The sequence below is a fragment of the Clostridium sp. LBM24168 genome (assembly GCF_052953915.1).
The window spans coordinates 1,311,169-1,336,626 of record NZ_CP196861.1 but is presented as its reverse complement, the minus strand read 5'-3'; the positions used below and the strand labels follow the sequence as shown (position 1 = coordinate 1,336,626).

Genomic DNA, 25,458 nt, shown 5'->3' with positions numbered 1-25,458 from the left:
ATTTCATAAATATTTATATACATTATCAAGGGTTTTATCTTTTATAGTTTTGACTTCATAAAATTATTCATACTGTCTGCTTCATTTACCATATCTGTATATTCTTCTGCTTAAGTAAATTTATTTTCTTTTAACAACAGACTTATTATTAAAGACAAACTCCCCAATGCTTGTGAAGCAATATTTAATAGTATTTCTTCACAAACACCATAAGCCTCATCAATTGTTCCATTATTTGTACATTCTCTGAACCGTGATGCCTGAATTCATCATATAATGCTTTAAAATATATTTCAACTTATTTTTTAAGATTATCAAATTCTATGACGAAAAAAAAAGGAGGAACAATCCTCCTCTTTGTCTGATGATCATGCATTCTTTTTATTGAAATTTATCAAACATCCTGATAATAATATATTTAATTCATTTTCTGTCAATCTGTCAATTTTCAAAGTAAATCTTTCAAGCTTGTCTTTTACTATATAAGCGGATATTTCAGATATATTTTTTTCGATAGATGATCTTATATCAGGAATAAATATATAGTCACCACACTTAAACTCTGGCTCATCCTCCATGGTAAATGGTATTATTCCCCAATTAATTAAATTTGATCTATATCTCTTAGTCGCATACTCCCTTGCAATATTTGCATAGCCACCAAGAATCTTCTGACAGCTGGCAGCCTGTTCCCTAGCCGAACCATCTCCTGGCTTTATTGCGTATATTAAACTTCCTATGCATGTATTTTTAATAGTTATACTATCAAATTCTTTTTCAATCGAATCAAAAATATCTTCTAATTCTTCATTTTCATTAAAAGGAGATTTTCCCGCAATCCTAGCTGTTTCTGATTTTTGAATTTGCTTCGCTCTGGACACATATTTCGGGTCTTTACGTGATAATGTAAATTCGGAAAGTTTCAGTGGATTAGATCTGTAGGAAGATGCATCACCTGATGGTATCAATTCATCTGTTGTTGTTACAGGATCTTGAATGAAAGCGCATATTTTCAAAACCAGATTATCCGAAAGCTCTGGCATTGTTGGCCAATCCTTTATATTAGGTCCAAATCTTAGATTTCTACTGCTATCAGGTTTTCCAAAGCCATTATAAACACGATTGTCATAAATCTTTCTATTAAAATAATATTTAGGTATATTATAATTTGCATCTATTTCTGTTGCTGCTGTTATAAATCCTTTGTTCACAGCTGTAGCTGCTATTGAGCGCGCATCCATCAAAGCCACATAGGAAAGCTGGTCGTCATTTGGTTTTGATCCTTCACGATTTGGGAAATTTCTAGTTGTATGTCTTATGCTTAGTGAATTATTTGCAGGCGTATCCCCTCCTCCAAAACATGGGCCGCAAAAAGCTGTCTTGAGTATAGTTCCTGTCTGCATCAGATCTGCTGCAATTCCATTTTTAACAAGACTGTAATAAACCGGCTGACTTGATGGATAGACATTTAAAGTAAATTCATCATTTCCTATCGAATTTTCCTTTAATATGCTGGATGCTTCACAAATATTTTCATAATTTCCTCCGGCACATCCAGCTATACATCCCTGTTCAACATATAATCTATTTTCTTTTATCTTATCCTTTAAAGAAAATTTTATATTCTTATTTGATATTCTCTCTTCCGCATCTTTTTCCACTTTGCTCAATATATCATAGAGATTTTCATTAAATTCTTCAATAGTATATATATTACTTGGATGAAACGGCATTGCAATCATAGGTTTTATTTCTGACATATCTACACATATAATACCATCGTAATATGCAACATCACCTGGATTCAATTCTTTATAGTCATCTCTTCTTCCATGCAGCTCAAGGTAATCTTCAACTTTAACATCAGTTTTCCATATGGAACTCAGACATGCAGTTTCCGTAGTCATCACATCAATCCCATTTCTATACTCTACGGATAAGTTTCCTATTCCAGGTCCCACAAATTCCATTATCTTATTTTTGACAAAACCATTTTTAAATACTTTACCAATTATTGAAAGGGCAACATCCTGTGGTCCGACACCTTTTTGAGGAGTCCCTGTAAGATAGACTCCTATAACATCTGGATAAGCTATATCGTATGTCTTGGACAATAACTGCTTAACCAATTCCCCTCCACCTTCTCCTACTGCCATAGTACCCAAAGCACCATAGCGTGTGTGGCTGTCTGATCCCAAAATCATTTTTCCACATCCTGCCATCATCTCACGCATGTACTGATGAATAACTGCTAAATGTGGAGGTACATATATTCCTCCATATTTCTTTGCAGCAGATAGACCAAATAAGTGGTCATCCTCATTTATTGTACCACCAACAGCACAGAGACTATTATGACAGTTGGTAAGAATATACGGTATTGGAAATTCTTTAATCCCACTGGCACGAGCTGTCTGTATAATACCTACAAAAGTAATGTCATGTGATGCAAGTGCATCAAATTTAATATTAAGATTTTTAATGTCTTCTGATTTATTATGTGATTTTAAAATCGAATATGTTATTGTATTCTTCTTAGCTTCTTCTCTATTAATTTTTTTACCTAATTTAGCTTCAATTTGACTGTTGGATTCTTTATTGTCAAAATACACTTCATTTCCATTCAATAAATATGCGCCTTCACTATGTAAGTTAATCATGATTTACCTCCCTAATTAAAATCAACCATACTGCATTTTCTCAATTATAGTTAATTATATTTTTTAATCAGGCTCGAGTCAAGACTACATTAATATTTTTGATGCTAAAATTCACGTATCCCTGCTAATTGAAACCTCCTTCAACTTTTCTTCTTCGCCTTCACATTTATTTTTTGCTTTTATATGATATATGTCCCCATTAAAAGTGTACTCTTTTAATTCAAAGTGTTCATTTATAATATCAAGCGTACTTTCTTTTGAATTATCTTCAATTAGGTTGAAATTTCTTACCCTTATCTTTTTTAATTTTTTCCCAGGAACAAGTATCTTTATATCACCGCTAAAAATTCTGCCTATCTTTTTATCTATATCCCATATATACAACATTCCATCACTGTTTAAATATTTGTGTATATGATCTATAACAGCTCTTTTTTTCATCTTGGAGCATATAGTACTAAATGAAAATAACAATATACATAAATCATAATACCCTTCTAAAATATTTTTTTCCTGATCTTCCCCAATTATATATTCCAAATTTATGTTATGATTAAATTCCTTGTATATATTATATACTATTCCATTATTATCCAGACCAATATCAAGTAAATTCCCTCTAAAAATTTCGTTCTCCATATTTATAAAAAATTCCTTTTTAATCATAAAATACCTCCAAATCCATATATAATATTAAAATACATAATAAGTAAAATACGTCCTATATGTTATGTTCTCTAAAATAAAAAAAAATCCTTCAAAATTAATGAAGAATTTTTAAAGATTTCATATCAGAATAATAATCCAGCATAAATCCAGAAGTAGTTCTCTGTGCTTCTTTCAATATGGTAGATGCTACTTTCCAATATCTTTCATCTCTAGATCTTATATCAAGATTTTTTATATAGGTGCTGTTTGCCATTATAGCATTATTTTTTATATATTCATCCAAATTTTCATATCTAACTACTTGATCAGTTGCAATAAATGAATAATCTGACATTAATTTGCTTATAATCCACATCTCAAATTTTCTATGGCTTTTCAAAAGTTTGTTATTTACATGCTGTGGAACCGTTACATCTTGAACTAGATGACATGCCGCTCCAAAATAAAAAATTGATTTATTTTCATCTCCACTTTTTGCTAAAAACATGGATTTAGAATAATATTTTTTACACTCTGTAAGAGCATCCGAAAACCCATAAAGTCCCTTTCCCTTACTTACATGATAAAAGTGATTTGAACTTTTAAAATCCTGATCTGCCCAACTAACTCCTAAATTCAAATTTACTATATTATTTTTAAAATAATTAGCCTCTTCCTCATACCCGTCATTTTTCAATATTTCAATAGACCTGATCATTATAAATTTATGAACAGTACAATTGGTCTTCATTATCTTTTTCTTTAAAGGGTTTACAGCAAAAAATAACTTTTTAACTGCTCCACCATAAGTTCTTTCAAATCTTCCCTTCATCTTAAGAATAATTCCTTTCTTTCATAATTTATTTTAATCTCTTTTTATCCTCAAAACTAAAATTATCACAAATACGGTCACAAAAATAAGATATATATAAATATTATTATACTGATTAAAATTTTTAATTGGTTTAAATTTGCGTTTATCTACACTATACAGATATCCTCTTTGACCATCCAGTATCATAAGATTTTTGTCGTATATCCTTATGCTTTCAATTGAAGAATTTTTATCAAACTCAATTTCACTGTTTTCCACCTTAGGAGATTTGAAACTGTATAGTAAATTATCTGTTCTATCATAAAAAAATATACAATTTTTTTCACCTATATTCCCTGAAGTGTCTACAGCAAGAGCTCCTAAACTTGATACCTTATCATTTTGATAAATCGGGGAAGGCGGGTTCATGCTCGGATGATTTTCTAATAAAAATCCAAGATTACCCTTTCCTTTGAACTTAGGTGATATAACAGGATCTCCTCCACTGTAATCCGGCCATCCATACCAATATCCTTTTTTTATTTCGTATATATAATCATTATCTCCTAAAACAGGACGTTCCCCCCTATTTTCCATTCCTCCTACAGAACAAAAAAGCTTGTTGCCATTACTAAAATCCATTCCCGTAACATTTCTAATTCCCCATGCAAAAGTAATTCCATGTCCATTACTTATATTATATGCTACAATTGAAGCATTGCCAGGAAAATGTTCAGGTATTACCTGCCCCTTAATGCTCTTAGTTCCAGCGCTCTGAAATGCCCCAGTATTTCCTCCATCAAAGTTTATTCCCTTCAAAGTTATATCCTTCGGAGTAACATCATGCATATATGGTTCTTCATTTTTCCACGTGTTATCTTCTCCTACTACACCTGAATTAGTAGCTGCTCCCACTGAAACATACAAATAATTCCCATTTACTCTTACTATACTCCTGTTGTAATCTCCATAGTTCGGAATTTTGGAAGCAAATACTATATTTTTATTGTCCTGTATATTATAACAATATATCTTATCTTTAGAAGCATAATATAATTTTCCATTTTTATAATCTATGCTGCTTATATCAAAATTTTTATTTTCTATTATATTATAGCTCTTTCCACTGTTCTTTATAAATTGAATTTTAAATTTATATGCTATGTAACAATTTCCCTTTTCATCTAATGTAAAATCCACTGCACCTTTCAAATCTTTATATTTCAAATTACAGCTTAAATAACTATCCTTTAGTTTCACATTAATTTTAACATGATTTTTATAATAATAAAATTTAGCGGTATATGCAAATGCACATATAACAAATACTAAAATTATAGCTCCAATAAATCTTTTCATATATATAATCTCCTAAATTATAATTCTTAGGATATATATATTTACAAAGTTGTACATATATGAATGATTATTTGTAATATATTATAATTCATTCAGTAAAATTTACAAAGGTAAATTTAAGAATATATTTATTTTCATTATCATAATTATTTAATGAGTCTGTATTAACTACAATTTTAAATTCGGGAGTTTTTTATGAAAAGAGATAGATTTTTAAAGAGTTCACTTATTCTGATATGTTCAAACTTGATTACAAGTATATTTGCATTTATATTCTCAATAATACTTTCAAAGTACTTAGGTGCAGAAGGTATGGGACTATATGACCTTATAATGCCAGTATATGATCTCTTTATCTGTCTTATATGCGGAGGTATGGTAACTGCTATATCAAAAACGGCTGCCATATATTTTGGGAAAGATGATTTTCCAAATTTAGAAAGCTCAATATCTGTATCCCTTCTATTTGATTCAATATGGTCTCTCATAGTAATATGCTTCGTATTTGTAAATGCGAAATACATAGGAATAAACATTATAGACGATGTAAGATCAGTTCATGCTATTCAAGTCATATGTCCAGCAATGTTCTTCATAGCATTATCTTGTATATTCAAGGGATATTTCTACGGTACCTCTGATGTAAAAATCCCCGCACTTGTAGATGTGTTTGAAAAATTTTTGAGAATAGTTATAATAACAAGCATAATTCTATCCTTTTCATTAAGAGGAGTAAAAAACACAGTAACTGCTGCATATTTAACTCTTGCCTTTGGAGAGTTAATAAGCTTAATCTGTCTTTACTGTATATACAGAATAAAGAAAAGTAAATATGTTGTTCCATCAAACTACAAACCAGATAAATTTCAACTTCTATTTGATATACTAATTGTATCATTTCCATTGTGCCTAAATGGATTTTTATCTACTGCACTGTCAGCGTTATCTGCACTTATAATACCAAGGAGGTTAGTTGCCGCAGGTATAGATTATAATCTTGCTCTTGCAATGATAGGTAAATTTAGAGCTATGGCCTTCAATATTGTATTTTTTTCAACTAATATACTAAATTCCATATCTATAGTTCTAATTCCGGATCTTTCAGAAAAGCTAAGCTGCAAAGATTATTTTTCGGTGGAAAAAAGAATATCACAGGTTTTAAAAGTATCTGCAATATTGGGTATACTTACAATGATACTGTGTCTATGTATTCCCGATTATCTCGGTGAAGTATTTTACAAAAGAAATGATCTTGGAAATTATATAAAATTTGTCTCAATATGCGCTCCTACAAGCTTTATTTCCACAGCCACTTTTGGAATTTTAAATGGAATAGGCAAACAAAACATACTCTTAAGAAATTCCCTGATAGTATCCATAGAAGAATTAATTCTGATATACATACTAACAGGTATACCTTCTATAAATATATATGGTTGTGGAATAAGTCTCATAATAACTTCTATTACAAGTTTGATCTTAAACATGAGAGAAATAATAAAAAATAACTTCTATAATCCATTTTAGAAGTTATTTTTATTATGTATTAAAAATTACTTTATTCTTTTAAGTATAAATTTAGGAATAAATTTTAGCACACTTTTAGGCATGCTTTCAATATCCCTAGTTGTTATTCCTCCTATAACTGCCATTATAAAAATATACGCCAATATACCTACAATAATTGAGAAAATCGTGGAAATAGCATTGGAAATATATCCTATGCTTATAAATCCAGTAACTATGTTCAATATATAATATACTATAAAAACAAGTAATCCCATAACAGCAGACGAAATTACAGGTTTTACAGCATGTATAGCCATATTTACACTCACACCAAGGGATTTCTTGATCATTCTGTGATTTAAAACTATTGGTATTAAATATCCTATTACAGTTCCAACTATTGCTCCAAGTATATTTATGTCTGGAATTGCAATTAAATAGTAATTAACGACTATTTTACAAGCTATACCTATTACAGAATAAATAGTAGCTGCATAGAGCCTCCCTATACCCTGAAGTATTGTAGTTTGTATTTGCATAATGGCCATAAATACAAGCACTATGGAACCACATGCCATTATATAAGAACCTATACCAAATTTCAGAAGATAAAATATAGGTTCACTTAAAATAGCTAAACCAACAGTACATGGAACTGCTATAAGAAAACACAGTCTAAATGAATAATTTATACGATTTCTAACTCCATTTTCATCTCTTACAACTGCAGCTGCCGATATAGCTGGAAGTATGGCTGCAGATAGAGAAGAAATAATGGTAATCGGAACATTTAAAAGCTGCTGGTATTTATTTAAAAGGCCATAAAGTATAGTCGCACTATCATCTGTAAAGCCACCAAACATGAGCCTGGATTTTGTATTGTATAGATCCACTATATTTCCTGCATATGTCATACCTACACAGATCGTTATTGGAATTCCATAATTTATAATCTTTCTCACAATTTGATTTTGACTTATTCTTTTTAATTCTTCTCTAATATTCTGTCTTTTTCCGTACCTATTATACCTGTTATAACAGAACATAAGAAATGAAGCTGATACCAATGCTCCAAGAGATGTACCTATCGTACTTCCTGCACATCCTGCCTCAACTCCGTATTTCATAAGATATGCCGCAAAAGCAAGTGAAAATACTATATTCAAAGCTTGTTCTATAACCTGTGATACTGCAGTTGGCGTCATATTCCCATTTCCCTGGAAATATCCTCTATAAGCAGAAGATACAGAAGTAAATAATACAGCTGGGGCTAGTGAAATAAGTGATAAATATGCACTCTTATATTTAGTTAAACTTGCCAGTGGCATAGCAAAAATAATAAGCAAAATACACATTAATGAACCTATTGCAATTAACATAAGCCTAGCTATTTTAAAACTCCGTACCGCATCCTTGTAATTTCCTACTGCAGTCAATTCAGATATTAATTTTGATATGGCTACGGGGATACCTGAATTGGTTATTACAAACATAAAGGTATATATCTGATAAGATGCTCCATATATTCCATATCCAACATCTCCAATTATTTTCAATAGAAATGGAATATATAGAAGCGACAAAACTTTTGTAATCATTCCAGCTGCAGACAATACAGCAAATCCTCTGGTCGTTGACTGTTCTTTCATCTTTAAAACTCCCTGTCAAAGGTTAAAATTTTTCAAATATATCATTTTTTATCTTTTTAAAGGTAGGTGGAAGTGCTGCTGTAATCGTCCTGCCTTCCATATAATCAAGTTTTCCAGTACAATTTCTAAAATATAATTTATATGCATATAGATACTGATAGCTAAGATTATACTTATTATAAAAAAAACTGTTGAGTTTTGAGTCTCCATATTTTGAATCTCCTATAATTGGATTTCCAAGATAAGCTAGGTGAGTTCTCAGCTGGTGGCTTCTTCCTGTAAGTAACTTTAACTCCAGGAAAGAATATAGCCCACAGTTTTTTATAGTTTTAACCTCCATGGATATTTCCTTCGTATTTTTCCCCGGTTTATCGTATACGCTGGATATATTTTCTTCTTTATCCTTATATATATACGCTGTATATATTCCATCATTTAGGGTCCCTTTTGTTATGGCATTGTAATATTTATCTATATTTCTTATCCTTATCATTTCATTTAGGACTTTGAGGGCTTCATAATTTTTACCATATATAACCATTCCTGAAGTATTTCTATCCAATCTATTGCAGGGCGAAGGGGTAAAAGTAATAGATCCATCAGGATCATACTCTCCTTTGTCATATAAATATGACAATACATAATCTGTCAATGTACAATTATTGCTTTTACTATCTGTATGTACGAGTACTCCTGGCCATTTCTCAACTATCAAAATATTTTCATCTTCATATATTGTTTTCAGAAATCCATTATCTATATTATTGAATTTACGTTTTTTAATATTTGACGTGATATATTCTGTATCTACCATATCTCCCTGCTGCAAAAAATATTTCTCTTTCTTTTTTTTACCGTTTACTTTTATATCTCCCTTTCTTATTGACTTGTATATAGCACTTAATGGTACATCCTTGAGCCATTTTCTCAAGAATTTGTCCAACCTTTGTCCTGATTCATTTACTCCTATTTCTACTCTCATTTGCTCACTCCTATAAAAAATACAAGCAATCCTATAATTGACTTACTTCAAGAAATTGTACACCGCTCTGCACTGAATTGCAACTCCTATTGGAATACAATCCTCATCTATATCAAAAAGATTTCCATGTGCAGGATGAACTATGCCCTTACTCTCATTTCTACTTCCAAGATAATAAAAAGCTGATGGCCTTTCCATTGAAAAATATGCAAAACTTTCGACTCCCATGCTAGGACTTTCCAGATTTATTATATTTTGACTTCCTATGACTTCTGAAGCTGAAGAAACTACATCCTTGATGGCAGCATCATTATTATAAAGACAAGGATAACTTTCTTCTATTTCTATTTTGCAGCTTCCCCTCATGGAATTTATTATTCCTTCTACCACCTCACGAAGTCTTCTTTTTACATATACTCTGTGCTCTGTTTTCATAGTCCTTATTATTCCAGACAATGTAACCTCTGACGGAATTATATTCTGGGCAGTTCCACCATGAATTGATCCTATTGTAATCAGTGCACCATCTGTTGGAGGTAATTCCCTGCTTATTATTTCCTGAAGTGCCAGGACTACATAACTGCTTATAACTACAGGATCAATACCTGTATGCGGTCTTGCGCCGTGAGCACCTATTCCATTTATCTTTATAGTAAATGGATTGGAAGCAGCATTCACAACTCCATATCTAACTCCTATTTTCCCGACCTCTATACCTTCTTCTACATGCAAGCCTATAACTCTGTTCACATGTGGATTTTCAAGAATACCTTCTTTTATCATTACTTTCGCCCCACCTGTAGTTTCTTCTGCAGGCTCAAAGAACAATTTTATATTTCCATTTAATTCGTCCTTTATACTATTTAATATTCTGGCTGCTCCAAGAAGTATGGTAGTATGTGCATCATGCCCACATGCATGCATTTTTCCTTTTATTTTAGAGGAATATTGGCATTTTTTCATATCCTGAATTGGAGGTGCATCCATATCCGCCCTAAGTCCAATTGTATTATCCCCATTTCCTCTTATTATGCCGCATACTCCTGTACCGGCTACTACTCTGTATTCTATGCCTTCTTTTTCTAAAAATTCTTTTATTTTATCCTGTGTCCTGTGAACATCATAATCGAGTTCGGGGTGCATATGAAAATCTCTCCTAATTTCAATTAATTCCTTTTTCATGTCCTGCGCCATTTTTAAAAAGTCAAATTTCATATTTATCCTCCAAAATTATACTTATTATTCTATTTTTCCCACCCTATTTCTATTATGTCACCTTCAGAAAGTTTATCATAATATCCTACATCCTTGCCATTCAAATGGAGATACAATTTACCCTTTGGATGTGATAAATCAAACTCTACATGATTAAATATATCTACAAATATATATTTTTCCTTTCCTTTTAAAATTATGGACTTTCCATTTGCAACTACCATAATCTCGTTTTTATTTTTCTCAAGTTTTGCAAACTCATTCCTAAGAATTTTATTGTCATCTGTAATTTTACTCACTGCCACATCTTCTGCAGGCTTTGCTTCCAAAGAACTTTCTTTTTTTCTATCCAATTCGTCAAAAGCTACTTCTGTAGATATTCTATATAATCTGTCTCCTTCCTTAATCTCGTATTCATCTTTTAATTTCTCACCGTTAAGATAATATACTGCCTCATCACCATAATCTGCAAGATGTTTCTTATAATCACCTAAATTTTTAGGTATTATTATTTTGACATCGTCATTTTCATGTATAAGATAATCCAGTTTAACTTTTTTATCATTTACATATGCTACTGGTTCCAGATTATCTATTACATCATTTACAAAGAAACTTATAGAATAGGCTTCATTAATGTAATCTACTATTTTAGGATCCGCATCTTTACCGTTTATAGAATAATTAAGTTCTATATTGTCTCCTTCTTTTACTTCTTCATCAATACTCTTTTCAAATCCATTTACAGTTATCTTGGCGTTAGAACCAAGTGCCCCAAACGCTACTCGTTTTATGCCATTCAAAGTAAACCTTATATTTTTGCCATTTTTACCTATCAATACTTTTGGATTTATACCAGCCTGCATCATTACATCCATAATAGTATGCTTATGTGAATTAAAAAGACTTATTACAGTTCCATTCAACATAATATCTATAAAATCATGTCCAAGCCTTCTTATAGATACCAACGCAATGCCAAGCACCGTGACCCCTGTACTTTCAAGAGAATTATCAATGCATACACAATCTTTTACCGAATCTCTTCCCTTTATAGCTATTCTCTGAATTGGTATATTCAGGTTTTCAGATAAAAATTCCTTAATTTTAGGGGTATGTGCACCTCCACCAACCAAAAATACTGCATTCGGAGATTTGTCACCATTTAAACCTACTATTTTTGATGCTATCTCATCCGCTACCTTTTTAACTGTTGGAACTATAAGTTTAATTACTTCATCAGATGTTATTTTATTCTCAATTCCCAATACATCTACATAAGTTATCTCTTTACATTTGCTGCACTGTTTTTTTATTCTTTCCGCAGAATTAAAATCCACAAGATAATTTTGAGCTATAGTTTCTGTCACTTCATCTCCGGCTTTGGGTACCATTCCATAAGCCGTTATAGTACCATTGCTGCTTATTGCTATATCTGAAGTTCCTGCCCCTATATCCACAAGTGCTAAATTTAAAAGTCTTAAATTTCTTGGAATAGCTGCCTCCATAGCAGCTATAGGTTCCAAGGTTAAACTTATAACCCTAAGCCCAACCTTTTTCATAACAGAGTATAAACTATCTACTACAGATCTTGGCAGAAATGTTGCAATAACCTCTGCAGATATTTCCTCTCCTTTTTGTGACAGCAAGTTTCCTATTAAATATCCATTCAAATAATAACTTTTAACACTATAGCCTACACAATATAATTTTCCACCTGTATCTTTTTTGATTTTGTCTTCTGCTGATTTAACAGCTGTCAATTCAAGACTTCTTATTGTGTTTTTATCTATTTCTTTATCATAATCAATTTTCATGTTCTCTTTTGAAACCACAGTTCTCAAGAACCTACCTGCAGCTGCTATAACTACATTTTCCATCTTCATATTGAGATCCTTTTCTATCTTTTGTTTTACAATATTAGCAGTACCTGCTACAAGTTCAACATCATGTATTTGACCATCTATCATAGCTCTTTCTGTATGTTCAAGACAGTACTCTGATATTACATTAAATTTTTTATCCTTAACAATTCCAGCAGTACCTATGACCGTACGTGTACCTATATCTAATGCAAATATTACATCTTGTGGATTAAGTTTAGCAGCATTCATAATATTTACCTCTTTTTATCTTTTTATGATTTTCATCTTATAAATATTATAATTAATTATAAAATATTTGTAAACTAATTCATAATTATGGAAATAAGCTTAGGTGTGTAAAAAACTCTCTACGCTGATTATTTGTACAATACTTAATCCAGCATAGAGAGCTTCTATATAATTCAACAATTTTAAATATATTCGACAGATATTCAGTGGCACCTTTCTGATATCTTTAAACTTCCCCCGTTTTCATTTATATATGGAAGTTCCTTTAGAATTTCATATACAAATTTTTTCTCTGAGTTCCTTTCCTTCAATACATCTTCCTTATCAATTTTATCAAGACATATCATATTGCACCAAAAATCAACAAAATCTTGTTTTGTTATAAAATGCGTGTTTATACCTTCCTTTATTAAAAAACCATTGTTAAAATTTTCTACTATATTAATATCTTTTATTTCTTCATTTGATAATATATTACACACATCATCCCATATTCTCTTAAATGCAATCACAAGAATACCTCCATCCATATAATATCGCTTCTTAGGTATATAACGTATACAATACATATCTAGTATATCATATATTCTATATAATTAAAATATATACTGTACAAGGCAATTTTTAGATTTCCTGTTTACAACGACATCAGTATTCAGGAAGCCAGTCATGATGTTGTCCGTATCTTATTACCTATTCCCCATTTATCTAAAACCTAAGTTGATTCATAACTTAATTACGTAATTTATTTTAAATCACCAAACTCAAAGCCATTACCCCAATTAACCCCATTATCGAAATAATCGATGTCTGCACGCACCAAATTTTAAGTGTCTGAGGAAAAGTCAAACTAAAATATTCTTTAACCATCCAAAAAGATGCATCAGTAGGAGGATCACAGAACATAGAACCACATCCAACAGCCAATACCATTAGTTCTGGGCTAACACTAGTTTGTGCAAGCAATGGCAGTAAAATTCCAGAAGACATAAATAATGCTACTGTTGCAGAACCAACTGTTACTCTTATAATAGCTGTAATAACCCAAGCCAATACCAATGGTGATATTGGCAACCCCACTACTAAGGTTGCTACATATTTTCCCACTCCACTGTCAATTATAACCTGTTTAAAGGCACCTCCTCCTCCAATAATTAGCAGGATCATTGCAATGGACTTTGCTGCTTCTACCGTACTATTCATTAACTCAGGCATTTTTTTGCCTATACGAAATCCAAATGTATATAATGAAATAAAGAAAGCTATTAACAATGCCATATCCGTATTCCCAATAAAAGATAAAAAAGTATGCACATATGAGCCTTTGGGAACAAAAAATGTAATTAATAGTGATCCTGCTATTAGAATTACAGGTATAAGAGCTGTGATAACGCTTATTCCAAAGCCAGGAAGTTCTTCTTCTTTAAACACCTTGGCAACAGCTAGGCCCTTTGGTATTTCAGATTTGTTGTTTTTAACTAATTTATAATATAACGGACCGGAAACAATTAAAGCTGGGATTGCTATTATTATTCCATAAGCTAGTGTTAACCCAATATTTGCTTTAAAAATTCCCGCTACAGCAATTGGCCCAGGATGCGGCGGTAAAAAGCAATGGGTTACTGATATAGCCGCCAGCATAGGAATACCAACTTTTAATAATGGAATCGCAGCAGTTGTAGCTATAGTGAATATAATTGGAATAAGTACAACAAAACTAACTTCCCAAAACAATGTTATGCCAACAATGAATCCTGTCAATGCAACTGCCCAAGTAACATTCTTTCTGCCAAACTTCTCAATTAAAGTCATCGAAATACGCTGAGCTCCTCCACCATCTGCCATGAGTTTACCGAACATTGCTCCAAGGCCTAAGATTATTGCAAGATGTCCCAGTGTTCCTCCTACACCTGATTCAATTGAACTAATGACTTTCATTATTGGTAAGCCTTCTGCCACACCTACTAACAAACAAGCAAGTATAAGTGATAAAAAACCATTAAGTTTAAATTTAACTAATAGTACAAAAAGAAATACGATACCCACTGCTAAAATAATAAGAGGCATAATATAATTCACTCCTTATTTTTATTTAATATAGAATTTCGACGCTTTCAGTTGATTAATCAAACGTTTATTAAATTCTTTTTTAAGTGTTTCAATTTCTTCTGGCTTATAGTCATAAAAACCTGCTCCGGATTTAACTCCCAGCTTTCCAACCTCAACCTTTTCACGTAAAATTGGATTTGCACATGTTGAGTTGTCCATTACTTTCAACAAGTTATCTCCCACGGTACACCAGATATCCAGGCCACCAAGATCAGCTACCTCTAATTGACCAGTCGTTGCATAGCGAAATGCCGGTCCAAATTTTAATGCCTTATCTATTTCAGCCGGTTCCGCAACTCCTTGCTCAATAAGGGAAAATACTTCCCTAGCAACTCCTTGTTGAATACGATTAGCAACAAGCCCCGGCACATCTTTTAGAATTTTAACCGTTTCCTTATTTATAGATTTATAAATTTCCTGTACTTCTCCGAAAATATCTTCTGGCATATTTCCAAAAAACGATAATTCAGCAATTGGCATTAAAAGTGCTGGATTATAGAAATGATCAATCAGCATTCTCTTTTTTCTTTCATCACATACGGCTACCAGCATTTCACTCAATGATAGGCTGGAAGTATTACTCCCAAACACTGCATTTTTAGGCGCATATCTATCTAATTTAGAAAATACGTCTTTCTTTATATCAATTCTTTCAGGTGCAGCTTCGATTATATAGTCTCTATCCTTTGCTGCATTTTCCATATTATTGAAAAGTGTAATATTATTCAATGATTTTGTAACAACTTCCTTATCAAACAAGTTTTCTTCCACTAACTCCGACAAATCTTTCTCCATTGTCTTTTTTACATTTTTTAATGTTTCCTGATTAGTATCAAATAAATTTACTGGATATCCATAAAGAGCAAAACATTCTGCAATACTATGTCCCATTGTTCCTGCACCAATTACAGCTATTTTTTTAATCATTTTATATTTCCCCCCCAGTTATTTTATACCTAATATTTCTCTTGCCTCTCCCGGTGTAGCCACTTCTTTATTAGCCTCTCTAATTATTCTGACTGCTCTATCCACAAATTCTACATTTGATTTAGCAACTTTTCCATAAGAATAATAAATATTGTCTTCCAATCCTACACGAACATGCCCACCAAGTGCAATAGTTGCATAAAGAATTGGTAAATGCTGTTTTCCTATACCAAAAGCTGACCATGTAGAACCTTTAGGAAGTAAATTCCTCAAGTAAACAAGATTTTCAACAGTTGCTGCAGTTCCTCCAGCTGCCCCTAAAACTAACTGATAGTGTGTTGGTGTACATAAAATACCTTTTTTTACATAATACAGCGTATTATATATCATTCCTGCATCAAAAATTTCTACTTCTGGTTTAACATTATTAGTTCTCATACAATTACCTAATTTTTCTAGAAATGCTGGTGTGTTATAAAATACTGAGTTATTCATCCAGTTCATCGTACCTGCATCATAAGAAGCCATTTCAGGTTTTAATTCAATTATATGTGCCATTCTAGTTTCATCTGTAGCGCTTAAATCTCCGGAGGTGGTTAAGTTTATAACTACATCACATTTATTTTTAATTAATTCCACAGTCTCCGCAAATTTATCTTTGTTCATTGTTCCCTTACCTTCTTCATCTATCATATGAAGATGAACAATAGCTGCTCCAGCTTTCCAACATTCATACGCTTCATTAGCAATCTCCTGTGGTGTGGTAGGAATGTTAGGATTTTTATCTTTTTGAGGAAAGGCTCCTGTCAACGCCGCCGTGATAATTGTTTCTTCCATTTTAAAACATCCTTTCATAAAACTTAATTTTTATTTTTTACATATACCTATATCAGCAAATATTATGCCAGTTTATATTTCCTCATCCATTAGCTTTTTTTGGTAAAATAAGAAAATACTGATGAATTAATTCATCAGTATTTTAAAAAATAAAAAATCTAACCTGCCTACATTGACTCTATTTGCTGAATACACCCATAGTTAAAAATGATTCTATTTATAATCAAAACGATTCCATCCATAATCAAAATTACCTATGTTCTTTGTTTATTAAAATCAATAGACAATTTTTTTGCTTTTTTTACTACGGCTGATTGACTGATTTTCAGAATTTCTGCTGCTTTTCTAGTACTTCCACCTTTTTTTAATGCTTTTTTAATTAACTCCCGTTCAACATTCCAAATAATTTCTTTCAATCCCAAATTAGATTGTGACATACTAACTTTTTCTTCTTTCATCATTAACAAACTGGCTATATTATCCGAAGTAATAGATGTATGAGTTTCAGAAATAATAACAATTCTTTCAACTATATTTTTTAATTCTCTAATATTCCCTGGCCAAGGATATTTCTGAAACACTGAAACAGCTTTTTGATCAATTGATACTTCTTTATCATACTTAGTATTATAAATTTTTAAAAAATGATCTAATAAATCTACAATATCACTCTTTCGTGAACGTAATGGTAAAATATGGATAGGAAACACATTTATCCTATAATATAGATCTTCTCTAAATGTTCCCTGCCTTATCATTTTCTTTAAATTCTTATTCGTCGAGGCAATAATTCGCACATCTATGGGAATCGTCTTTTCTCCTCCTATTCTAGTTATTTCCTTCTGCTGAATAGCACGTAATAATTTTGCTTGTAAATCTAATGACATGTCTCCAATTTCATCAAGCATTAATGTACCTCTATCGGATAATTCAAACAAACCTATCTTTCTATTAGTAGCACCAGTGAAAGCACCCTTTTCATAACCGAATAATTCAGATTCCAATAAATTTTCAGGAATAGCAGCACAGTTTACTTTGATAAATGCTCCCTTATTACGAGGACTCCTTTTAAAAATCTGATTTGCAACTACTTCCTTTCCTACACCAGACTCACCAGTAATCAAAACGGTTACATCCAAATGGGCAACTTGTGAAATCATTTTTAATACTTCCTTCATTTCTCTGCTGTTGCCAATAAAATTATTATTTAAGTGTTGTTTTCTCAAATGATCAATTTCCTGTTTTTTCTTTGAGTTCATTTTTTCTACTACTTTAATTTTTCTTCGTGAAAGCTCCAATTCCCTTTGTATATTTCTCAACTCGCTAATATCCCGATCAATAACTACAACCCGTCTTACAGCTCCATCACGTGAAAAAATAGGACTTCCAGTTATAAGCATTTCTACACCTTTTTTAGCTTTTCCTATTGATGTAACAGTTTTTTTCTGCTTAATAACTTCCAAGGTAACAGCATTATAATAGACACCTTCATTGACCAGGTCTTTTACATTCTTACCTATAAGCTTATCCTGGCTTAATCCGGTCATTTCTACATAAGCTTTATTCACATACAATGTATTTCCTTTTCCGTCAGAGAGATAGATACCGTCATACAAATTATCAACAATTTCTTCGAAGTCACATTTGCATATCTTCTCTAGATACTCTTGAATAAAATTTAATTTTTCAATTACTAGTTTTTTATCTTTAGCCATAAGCTCCTTATTCTCTATAATACATTTAACTTGTTTTTGTAAGTATAGCAAATTTTGTATATCATTCCCCATATTCTACTCACTCTCCCAAGAATAATTTATAATCATAACTTCATAAACTATATAAATAGGCTCCCCAATAAAAAGTTATGATCCTTTCTACTAATATATTTTAGTTATATAATGTACCTTATAAATTTTATTATATCAAATTATAACTATGATACTTAACCCAATAATATATAAGAGAAGTAGAAACGGTTAAAAAAATATATCAGCTAATTATATTTACGCCAAGGATAATAGGAATGTAAATATTATAAATAATATGGAAGATATTATTATAGATATAATACTATATGGTAAGATTGTCTTGACATGCTTCATTAAAGGAACTTCGGCTATTGTAGATGATAGTATTGCAGTTTCACCAAGAGGTGAAGCATTATCACCTAGAGAACCGCCAGTAAGCACAGCTCCAATAACTAATGGCAAACTAGAATTGGTAGTCATTGCAAGAGGTATAGCTATTGGCATTAATAATGCCCATGTTCCCCAAGCAGAACCCATAAAATAGGATGCTGCACACCCTATTAAAAATATCATAACCGGTATTAGTACAATTGGTATTTGTGGACCAATTGTATTTATAATAAATTTTGTAAATCCTAAATCTCTTATTATGCTTGATAATCCCCAACTCAAAATTAAAACTATTATAGGGGGCATCATTTCATTTCCACCTAATAAAAAGTGACTTTCTATTTCATTCATAGGAATTTTTTGAATTAGATAAAATATCGTTGTAATAACAAGTGAGATTACGCCTGATATTAAGATAGCTTTCTCAAATTCTGCATTCATTATAGCTCCCAAAAATCCTTGGCCTTTACCTTTTCCAGTATACCAAAAGAAAAAAATGTAGTTAAAATAAGTATGATTAATGGAAAAATTAAGTTGAGTGGTCTTGGTGGAGCTTTTTCTTCAAACTCACATTGTTCATGCGCTTCATGATCATGTACATTTTCTTGATTAGTTTCTTTTGAATCATTAATTTTATCAACTATTTTATCAAATTTCATGTTAAAAAATATTATACCTATGCTTATGAGTATCATAACAATAGCATAAAAATTATACGGTATGCTCTTAATGTATAAGTTATAAGCTGATTGATTAACTCCTACTTTACTCAATGATGAATTAATGACTCCTACTATATAACCTACATAGGTAGTTCCAAATGGAATTAAAATAATTAATAGGCAGGAAGTTATATTCACTATTACAGCTAATTTATCCTTGCTGCCTTTTGTTTTCTCTATCAATGCCTTGCCGATAGTTCCTGAAGAAATGGCATGAAAACAGCAATCAATAAAGGTAAAAATAGATACCAACCATATACTCCCTAAAGCCCCTTTTTCGGTTTTTACATACTTGTTTGCAATCTCTGAAAATCCTTTTATCCCACCAGATAATTTCATAATTTAGCCAAAAGCTCCAAATATGAATAGAAATATTATTATATATATGCTCTCTTCATTTGCTACCGATTTGACAAGATGTTCAACAGCTATAATACACCCATTAATTATATTTCCATTTGCTAAAAATATACCTCCGGCTAAAACACCTACAACAAGTGCAGATATAATTTCCTTCGTAATCATTGCTCCTATAATAACTAAAATTGGTATAAATAAAGAAATTAATCCTTGATTCATATTTTCTCCTTTTCTTTTAATGTTATTAATCTTATTATTCTCATGTAACACTTTTATTACTCTTAATTACACAACAAAACATTGTGTTAGTATGCTTAAATTTTTCTTTAAATCTATCTTGATTGCCATAACTTAGATATACAGAATATCAATTCCTATAAATCATATAAAAAAGAAGGCCTATTCCAGACCTTCAATCAATTTTATTTGCTTATTTATAATTTTAAACAATTACATCACTGCTTTAATAACACCACAAGCTAACCTTTTGCCAGAAGCTCCAGAAGGTTGAGTTCTATAATCATCCGGACTCTCATGTATGATCACTGATTTTCCAATAATCTGAGCAACATTAAATTTATTTGTAAAGAAAGTCATTCTAGAATAACCATTATTAGAAAAAAGAACAGGAAAGTCTCCTGCATGGTTGCCATGTGGCTGGTTATTTGGATTCCAATGTTCTCCAGCGGCATTAAATGGTTCCGCAGGATTGCCTACAACACATGTACCATTCTGGTGTATGTGAAATCCGTGAGGTCCAATTTGAGGATTCCCATCTATGGCAGATCTGTAAGGAGGTAATCCATTGACTTCTACAGAGACCGTAGTCCCTCCACGTACTTGAGTAAAGACAACAGTACCTCTTATATTAGGAGCCAACGGCCCTCCTACTATATGGGCCACAGCTTTTCTAACAGGCACATTCATATTATCATTTCTATATCCACAGTAATTATAATTTAAAAACGGGTATTTATATTCATTAAAATACATAATATCCTCCAAATTAAACACTTCAATTTATGTTATGTAAAACTTTTAAAATAGTTACAAAATGTATTCTGAATTTAATATTAAAAAATATTTTAAGTAATCTTGAATTTAACAATGTAAGCTTTCTAAGGCTAAAAAGTTTAAATGCACTTAAGAATATTATTAACCCTCCCAATATTATTGCATAATTCAATATTCTATTTATAAGTGACTTATTTTCCATTTTAAGTTTAGTTGTGAATTTTCCTGCCGTAAAAACAAATATAAACCACCAAATCATACTTCCTGTAAATACACCTAGAATTAAAAAAGATTTATTCATAGGATTTATTTTTAAATTGGATAAATGCATTCCTGTAAATATGACTATGGATGAAAAAATTGTAGTTGGATTTGCCAGAGATATTAAAAATGTAGAAGTAAATGTCTTGAATAATAAGTTATTATCCAATGGAGTACTTTTTTTATTAATTTCTTTTATGTTCTTATTTAAAGCATTATTCTGTTCCTTATGTACAAAGGGATAGGCGCCAAAGCAAATTAATATGAGTCCGCCCAAAATACGAAAATATGCTCCGTGTAATACAATAAATCTTTTAATCAGCATGAAACCCATAATGGCAAGGTAAGCGTAAATGCTATCTGTAAATGCTGATCCAAGTCCAGAAATTAAACCATATTTACGTCCAAAAGTTAGGGTATTTTTAAGACATAGAGCTCCAATGGGTCCTAAAGGCATTCCTATTATTAATCCTATAAGCACCCCTTTAAATAAATTTGTTAACATAAGATTTATCGCTTCCTATAACATATTCTGATCAGCAACATAATTAACTTTATTCTGTACTAAGTCAACTTTAAATCTCTCTTGTCCACATTAACACTTCCTTTCCAAATTATTATATCATACAGAGAGAAGATATATTGAACCTTCCCTACCACAATATTAATGACCACATCTATTCCATCCCTTTCATCTAAATTTGTATATTTAGATGTATGGAACACATTCATCTATAAACCTGGATACCTTTTTGGGCTTTCCTCTAAATGTTTCTACGGAACACAGATATAAATTATCTATAGCTCTCGTAATTCCAACATAAAATAATCTTCTTTCTTCCTCTATATTATAGGGTATGCTGTTTACATGGGGAATTATTTCTTCATTGCAGTTTACTATAAATACAGTTTTAAATTCCATTCCCTTCACACCATGGATGGTGCTTAATACAACACCATCATTTGAAGGGAAACTCTTGTTTACAGAGTCTGAAAACTTTTCTACATATTTTAATAATTCATTTATGCTATAAAAATTCTTTAAAGCTTCTTTGAATTCTTCTACAATGCATTTGAGTGTAGAAATATCTTCATCAATTTTAATACAATATTTTTTTAGATATTCCATATATCCTATATTATACATTATAAAATCTACAGTTTTTTGTAATGGCATTTTATTTAACTTATCTACTTTTCTTTTAAGTTTCCATATACTCTTCATCTGAGAAATTGATATACCATTTATATTTTTTAATAAATCAAAACAATTTTCCCTTTCACAATTGCTCCTTACTTTTTCTACGTTAATCCTACCTATAAATCTATAGGGTCTATTTATAATTCTTATAAAACTTTTTCTGTCGTACTCATCAATGGAAAGTTTCAAATAAGCAATTATGTCCCTACACACAAAATGTTCAAAGAAATTATATATTTCATTTAGAAACTTAAATTTTAAATCATACTTCAAAAAGCTGTCTATTATACTCCTTGATTCCACGTTAGTCCTATAAACTACAGCTATATCTTCATATCTATATTTATTTTTCCTTATTATAGTGGAAATATAATCTGACTCTTCACTCACTTTTTGAAAAGTCATGAATGATATATTTCCATATTTTCTCCTACAGGACTTTATAATTTTGTCGTTTCGCTTTTTATTATTCGATATAAGTATTTTAGAAATATTAACTATATTTTCTACACTTCTATAATTTGTATTTAAAAAGAGTTTCTTGCCTTCATTAAAGTACTTATCAAAATTCACCATACACTCCGGGTTCGATCCCCTGAATCCATATATGCACTGATCCTCATCTCCTACTGCAAATATTGAATTACCACAGGATATAAGTTTTAGAAGTTCAATTTGCATTTTATCGGAATCTTGAAATTCATCTATCAAAATATATTTAAAAATATTCCTACATCTATATAAAACATATCTGTTTTCAAGAAATAATTTTCTAGTTTTAAATTGTAGATCATCAAAATCCATTAAATAATTTTTTGACTTATATCTTTCATAGACATTAAAACAATGTTTAAAAACACTTTTGTCCACTTTACTTATAAAATTGTGCATATTATAGTTTTCATTTTTTAAACATGATATATCGTTTAATACCTGTTTTACTTTTTCTGAATCCACTTGATCCATATATAAATGTAGGGTACTACTAATAAGCTTATGTGCTTTTTTTTCTTCTATTATGTTAATTTTATTTCCATTATTAGATAATATTTTATAGAAAAAAGAGTGAAAAGTCCCGAAAAAAGGTATTTTATTCTTGTTTGATGATATTTTTAAATATCTATACTTCATATTAGCTGCTGCAGACTTAGTAAAAGTTATTACCATTATATTATAAGGATCTATTCCCTTATTCTCTACAAGGTTACAGATTCTATTTATGATAACAGTAGTTTTTCCAGATCCGGGCGGTGCACAAACTACTACATTATTGTAACTTGTATAAACCGCTTCTTTTTGCATTTTATCTAACTCCATAATTCTCTCCTGACATTCATGTAATCCATTTAAATGTTGCTATTGTAATAATTTCACTAAAGTATTACAATGTGTATATACATAATTATTGTCATATTTATATAATTAAAACATAAACAGAGGAGATTTTATTTATGGAATACATGAAAAATTTTGATGTAAGAAATAGCAGAAATCTTACCATGCTAGTAGATTTTTATGAACTCACCATGGGAAATGGATATTTAGAAAGTAATATGGGCAATAGAATAGCTTATTTTGATATGTTCTTTAGGAAAATACCTGATGAGGGTGGATATTGTATTATGGCCGGGGTTCAACAGGTAATAGAATATTTATCCAGCTTGAATTTTTCAAAAGATGATATAGAGTATTTGAGAAAAAAAGGAGATTTTTCAGAAAAGTTTTTAGACTACTTAGAAAATTTTAAATTTATCTGTGACGTGTGGGCAATTCCAGAAGGAAATCCTGTTTTTCCAAATGAACCTCTTATAACTGTAAGAGGTCCTGCAATACAAGCCCAATTTGTTGAAACAATGATACTTTTGACTATAAATCACCAAACTCTGATTGCTACAAAAGCAAACAGAATATGTAAGGCTGCCAATGGAAGACCCGTTATGGAGTTCGGATCAAGACGTGCTCAGGGATATGATGGTGCGGTATATGGTGCCAGAGCTGCCGTTATAGGAGGATGTAATTCAACTGCTTGTACAATATCTGAACAGATGTTTGGCATACCTGCTGTAGGAACAATGGCTCACAGCTGGATCCAATTATTCCCTTCTGAATATGAATCTTTTAAAGAATGGGCAGAGATATACCCTGATAATTGTGTACTTTTAATTGATACTTACAATGTACTAAAGTCAGGACTTCCAAATGCAATAAAAGTATTTAAGGAAATCCTCCTTCCAAAAGGTAAAAGACCTAAGGGAATAAGAATAGACAGTGGAGATATAACTTATCTTACAAAAAAGTGTAGAAAGATACTGGATGATGCAGGTTTTAATGATGCTAAAATAGTAATTTCAAATTCCTTAGATGAATTCATAATAAGAGATGTATTAAGTCAGGGTGCATGCATTGATTCTTTCGGTGTAGGTGAAAGACTTATAACTGCAAAATCCGAGCCTGTGTTCGGAGGAGTATATAAACTGTCTGCCGTGGAAGACGAAAACAAAAATATACTTCCAAAAATTAAGATAAGTGAAAATGAAGAAAAGATAACCAATCCTGGATTTAAGAAAATTTATAGATTATATGACAGAGATGATAATAAGGCAATAGCTGATTTGATTACTCTAAGGGATGAAAATATAGATATTACAAAACCTATAGAAATTTTTGATCCAATTTTTACATGGAAGAAAAAAAAGTTGAGAAACTACTATGTAAAAGATTTAATGGTAAAGATATTTGATCATGGAAAATTGATATATAAAAGCCCTGACGTAATGGATATCAGGAATATTGTAAAGGAAGAGACAGGAAAAATGTGGCCTGAAGTTCTAAGATTTGAAAACCCTCACAATTATTATGTAGATTTGTCTACAAATCTCTGGAATCTAAAGCAGGAATTGCTTCATAAATATTCTTCAACTTATGGAGAATAGTTTTTA

20 protein-coding genes and 1 pseudogene are annotated in these 25,458 nt (G+C 31.0%); 2 read left to right on the top strand and 19 right to left on the bottom strand.

What is annotated here, in order from left to right; translation table 11 throughout:
* Positions 1-368 precede the first annotated feature (368 nt).
* The 4 genes from ACSVC9_RS06640 to ACSVC9_RS06625 form a co-directional block, all read right to left on the bottom strand.
* The gene (locus ACSVC9_RS06640; protein ID WP_446899560.1) at positions 369-2,660 is read right to left on the bottom strand and encodes a hydratase; all 2,292 of its coding nucleotides are present in this window, start codon (positions 2,658-2,660) and stop codon (positions 369-371) included.
* A gap of 111 nt (positions 2,661-2,771) precedes the next feature.
* Positions 2,772-3,326: a class I SAM-dependent methyltransferase gene (locus tag ACSVC9_RS06635; RefSeq protein WP_446899559.1), complete on the bottom strand. Its 555-nt coding sequence runs from the start codon at positions 3,324-3,326 to the stop codon at positions 2,772-2,774.
* Between the two features lie 97 nt (positions 3,327-3,423).
* Positions 3,424-4,140, bottom strand: a complete 717-nt coding sequence (locus ACSVC9_RS06630) for a zinc dependent phospholipase C family protein (RefSeq protein ID WP_446899558.1) — start codon at positions 4,138-4,140, stop codon at positions 3,424-3,426.
* Between the two features lie 33 nt (positions 4,141-4,173).
* A complete protein-coding gene (locus tag ACSVC9_RS06625; RefSeq protein WP_446899557.1) occupies positions 4,174-5,481 on the bottom strand; it encodes a hypothetical protein in 1,308 nt (435 codons plus the stop codon).
* A gap of 195 nt (positions 5,482-5,676) precedes the next feature.
* On the opposite strand from ACSVC9_RS06625, the gene spoVB reads away from it, so the two are divergent.
* Positions 5,677-7,008, top strand: coding sequence for a stage V sporulation protein B (spoVB, locus tag ACSVC9_RS06620; protein WP_446899556.1), 1,332 nt, complete (start codon positions 5,677-5,679; stop codon positions 7,006-7,008).
* A gap of 26 nt (positions 7,009-7,034) precedes the next feature.
* Here spoVB and ACSVC9_RS06615 read toward each other — a convergent pair whose 3' ends face one another.
* The 15 genes and pseudogenes from ACSVC9_RS06615 to ACSVC9_RS06545 all read right to left on the bottom strand — a co-directional run bounded on the left by ACSVC9_RS06615 (position 7,035) and on the right by ACSVC9_RS06545 (position 23,836).
* Positions 7,035-8,639: a putative polysaccharide biosynthesis protein gene (locus ACSVC9_RS06615; RefSeq protein ID WP_446899555.1), complete on the bottom strand. Its 1,605-nt coding sequence runs from the start codon at positions 8,637-8,639 to the stop codon at positions 7,035-7,037.
* 22 nt (positions 8,640-8,661) lie between these two features.
* Positions 8,662-9,621 carry an RluA family pseudouridine synthase gene (locus ACSVC9_RS06610; protein WP_446899554.1) on the bottom strand — a complete coding sequence of 320 codons (960 nt, stop codon included), beginning with the start codon at positions 9,619-9,621 and terminating at the stop codon, positions 8,662-8,664.
* Positions 9,622-9,663: 42 nt separating this feature from the next.
* Positions 9,664-10,836: a M20 metallopeptidase family protein gene (locus ACSVC9_RS06605; protein WP_446899553.1), complete on the bottom strand. Its 1,173-nt coding sequence runs from the start codon at positions 10,834-10,836 to the stop codon at positions 9,664-9,666.
* Positions 10,837-10,865: 29 nt separating this feature from the next.
* Positions 10,866-12,950, bottom strand: a complete 2,085-nt coding sequence (locus tag ACSVC9_RS06600) for a cell division FtsA domain-containing protein (protein ID WP_446899552.1) — start codon at positions 12,948-12,950, stop codon at positions 10,866-10,868.
* A gap of 203 nt (positions 12,951-13,153) precedes the next feature.
* The gene (locus tag ACSVC9_RS06595; RefSeq protein WP_446899551.1) at positions 13,154-13,462 is read right to left on the bottom strand and encodes a hypothetical protein; all 309 of its coding nucleotides are present in this window, start codon (positions 13,460-13,462) and stop codon (positions 13,154-13,156) included.
* Positions 13,463-13,700: 238 nt separating this feature from the next.
* Positions 13,701-15,017 (bottom strand): gluconate:H+ symporter, encoded by a 1,317-nt coding sequence (locus ACSVC9_RS06590; protein ID WP_446899550.1) that lies wholly within the window; start codon positions 15,015-15,017, stop codon positions 13,701-13,703.
* Between the two features lie 21 nt (positions 15,018-15,038).
* Positions 15,039-15,986, bottom strand: a complete 948-nt coding sequence (locus ACSVC9_RS06585; RefSeq protein WP_446899549.1) for a 3-hydroxyacyl-CoA dehydrogenase family protein — start codon at positions 15,984-15,986, stop codon at positions 15,039-15,041.
* A gap of 18 nt (positions 15,987-16,004) precedes the next feature.
* Positions 16,005-16,823, bottom strand: a complete 819-nt coding sequence (locus ACSVC9_RS06580; protein ID WP_446899548.1) for a 3-keto-5-aminohexanoate cleavage protein — start codon at positions 16,821-16,823, stop codon at positions 16,005-16,007.
* A 254-nt stretch (positions 16,824-17,077) separates the two neighbouring features.
* Positions 17,078-18,610: a sigma-54 interaction domain-containing protein gene (locus ACSVC9_RS06575; RefSeq protein ID WP_446899547.1), complete on the bottom strand. Its 1,533-nt coding sequence runs from the start codon at positions 18,608-18,610 to the stop codon at positions 17,078-17,080.
* A 216-nt stretch (positions 18,611-18,826) separates the two neighbouring features.
* Positions 18,827-20,022: pseudogene (locus tag ACSVC9_RS06570) on the bottom strand (Na+/H+ antiporter NhaC family protein).
* Positions 20,023-20,025: 3 nt separating this feature from the next.
* Positions 20,026-20,262, bottom strand: coding sequence for a hypothetical protein (locus ACSVC9_RS06565; protein ID WP_446899546.1), 237 nt, complete (start codon positions 20,260-20,262; stop codon positions 20,026-20,028).
* 231 nt (positions 20,263-20,493) lie between these two features.
* A complete protein-coding gene (locus ACSVC9_RS06560) occupies positions 20,494-21,036 on the bottom strand; it encodes a superoxide dismutase family protein (RefSeq protein ID WP_446899545.1) in 543 nt (180 codons plus the stop codon).
* A 22-nt stretch (positions 21,037-21,058) separates the two neighbouring features.
* Positions 21,059-21,823 (bottom strand): LysE family transporter, encoded by a 765-nt coding sequence (locus ACSVC9_RS06555; protein WP_446899544.1) that lies wholly within the window; start codon positions 21,821-21,823, stop codon positions 21,059-21,061.
* 59 nt (positions 21,824-21,882) lie between these two features.
* A complete protein-coding gene (locus ACSVC9_RS06550; RefSeq protein ID WP_446899543.1) occupies positions 21,883-22,050 on the bottom strand; it encodes a hypothetical protein in 168 nt (55 codons plus the stop codon).
* Entirely contained in the window at positions 22,028-23,836 is a 1,809-nt protein-coding gene (locus ACSVC9_RS06545) for an ATP-dependent helicase (protein ID WP_446899542.1), read from the bottom strand. Before ACSVC9_RS06545 ends, ACSVC9_RS06550 begins: the two co-directional genes overlap by 23 nt.
* 134 nt (positions 23,837-23,970) lie before the next feature.
* Between ACSVC9_RS06545 and ACSVC9_RS06540 the strand changes: the two genes are divergently transcribed.
* Entirely contained in the window at positions 23,971-25,452 is a 1,482-nt protein-coding gene (locus ACSVC9_RS06540; RefSeq protein ID WP_446899541.1) for a nicotinate phosphoribosyltransferase, read from the top strand.
* Positions 25,453-25,458: the final 6 nt, after the last annotated feature.

Coding starts and splice junctions, on each gene's coding strand:
- ACSVC9_RS06610 (WP_446899554.1), bottom strand. CDS start 9,621: ATGAGAGTAGAAATAGGAGTAAATGAATCAGGACAAAGGTTGGACAAA.
- ACSVC9_RS06605 (WP_446899553.1), bottom strand. CDS start 10,836: ATGAAATTTGACTTTTTAAAAATGGCGCAGGACATGAAAAAGGAATTA.
- ACSVC9_RS06590 (WP_446899550.1), bottom strand. CDS start 15,017: ATGCCTCTTATTATTTTAGCAGTGGGTATCGTATTTCTTTTTGTACTA.
- ACSVC9_RS06585 (WP_446899549.1), bottom strand. CDS start 15,986: ATGATTAAAAAAATAGCTGTAATTGGTGCAGGAACAATGGGACATAGT.
- ACSVC9_RS06565 (WP_446899546.1), bottom strand. CDS start 20,262: ATGAATCAAGGATTAATTTCTTTATTTATACCAATTTTAGTTATTATA.
- spoVB (WP_446899556.1), top strand. CDS start 5,677: ATGAAAAGAGATAGATTTTTAAAGAGTTCACTTATTCTGATATGTTCA.
- ACSVC9_RS06560 (WP_446899545.1), bottom strand. CDS start 21,036: ATGTATTTTAATGAATATAAATACCCGTTTTTAAATTATAATTACTGT.
- ACSVC9_RS06630 (WP_446899558.1), bottom strand. CDS start 4,140: ATGAAGGGAAGATTTGAAAGAACTTATGGTGGAGCAGTTAAAAAGTTA.
- ACSVC9_RS06545 (WP_446899542.1), bottom strand. CDS start 23,836: ATGGAGTTAGATAAAATGCAAAAAGAAGCGGTTTATACAAGTTACAAT.
- ACSVC9_RS06555 (WP_446899544.1), bottom strand. CDS start 21,823: ATGTTAACAAATTTATTTAAAGGGGTGCTTATAGGATTAATAATAGGA.
- ACSVC9_RS06615 (WP_446899555.1), bottom strand. CDS start 8,639: ATGAAAGAACAGTCAACGACCAGAGGATTTGCTGTATTGTCTGCAGCT.
- ACSVC9_RS06600 (WP_446899552.1), bottom strand. CDS start 12,950: ATGAATGCTGCTAAACTTAATCCACAAGATGTAATATTTGCATTAGAT.
- ACSVC9_RS06575 (WP_446899547.1), bottom strand. CDS start 18,610: ATGGGGAATGATATACAAAATTTGCTATACTTACAAAAACAAGTTAAA.
- ACSVC9_RS06550 (WP_446899543.1), bottom strand. CDS start 22,050: ATGAATGTGTTCCATACATCTAAATATACAAATTTAGATGAAAGGGAT.
- ACSVC9_RS06580 (WP_446899548.1), bottom strand. CDS start 16,823: ATGGAAGAAACAATTATCACGGCGGCGTTGACAGGAGCCTTTCCTCAA.
- ACSVC9_RS06635 (WP_446899559.1), bottom strand. CDS start 3,326: ATGATTAAAAAGGAATTTTTTATAAATATGGAGAACGAAATTTTTAGA.
- ACSVC9_RS06625 (WP_446899557.1), bottom strand. CDS start 5,481: ATGAAAAGATTTATTGGAGCTATAATTTTAGTATTTGTTATATGTGCA.
- ACSVC9_RS06640 (WP_446899560.1), bottom strand. CDS start 2,660: ATGATTAACTTACATAGTGAAGGCGCATATTTATTGAATGGAAATGAA.
- ACSVC9_RS06540 (WP_446899541.1), top strand. CDS start 23,971: ATGGAATACATGAAAAATTTTGATGTAAGAAATAGCAGAAATCTTACC.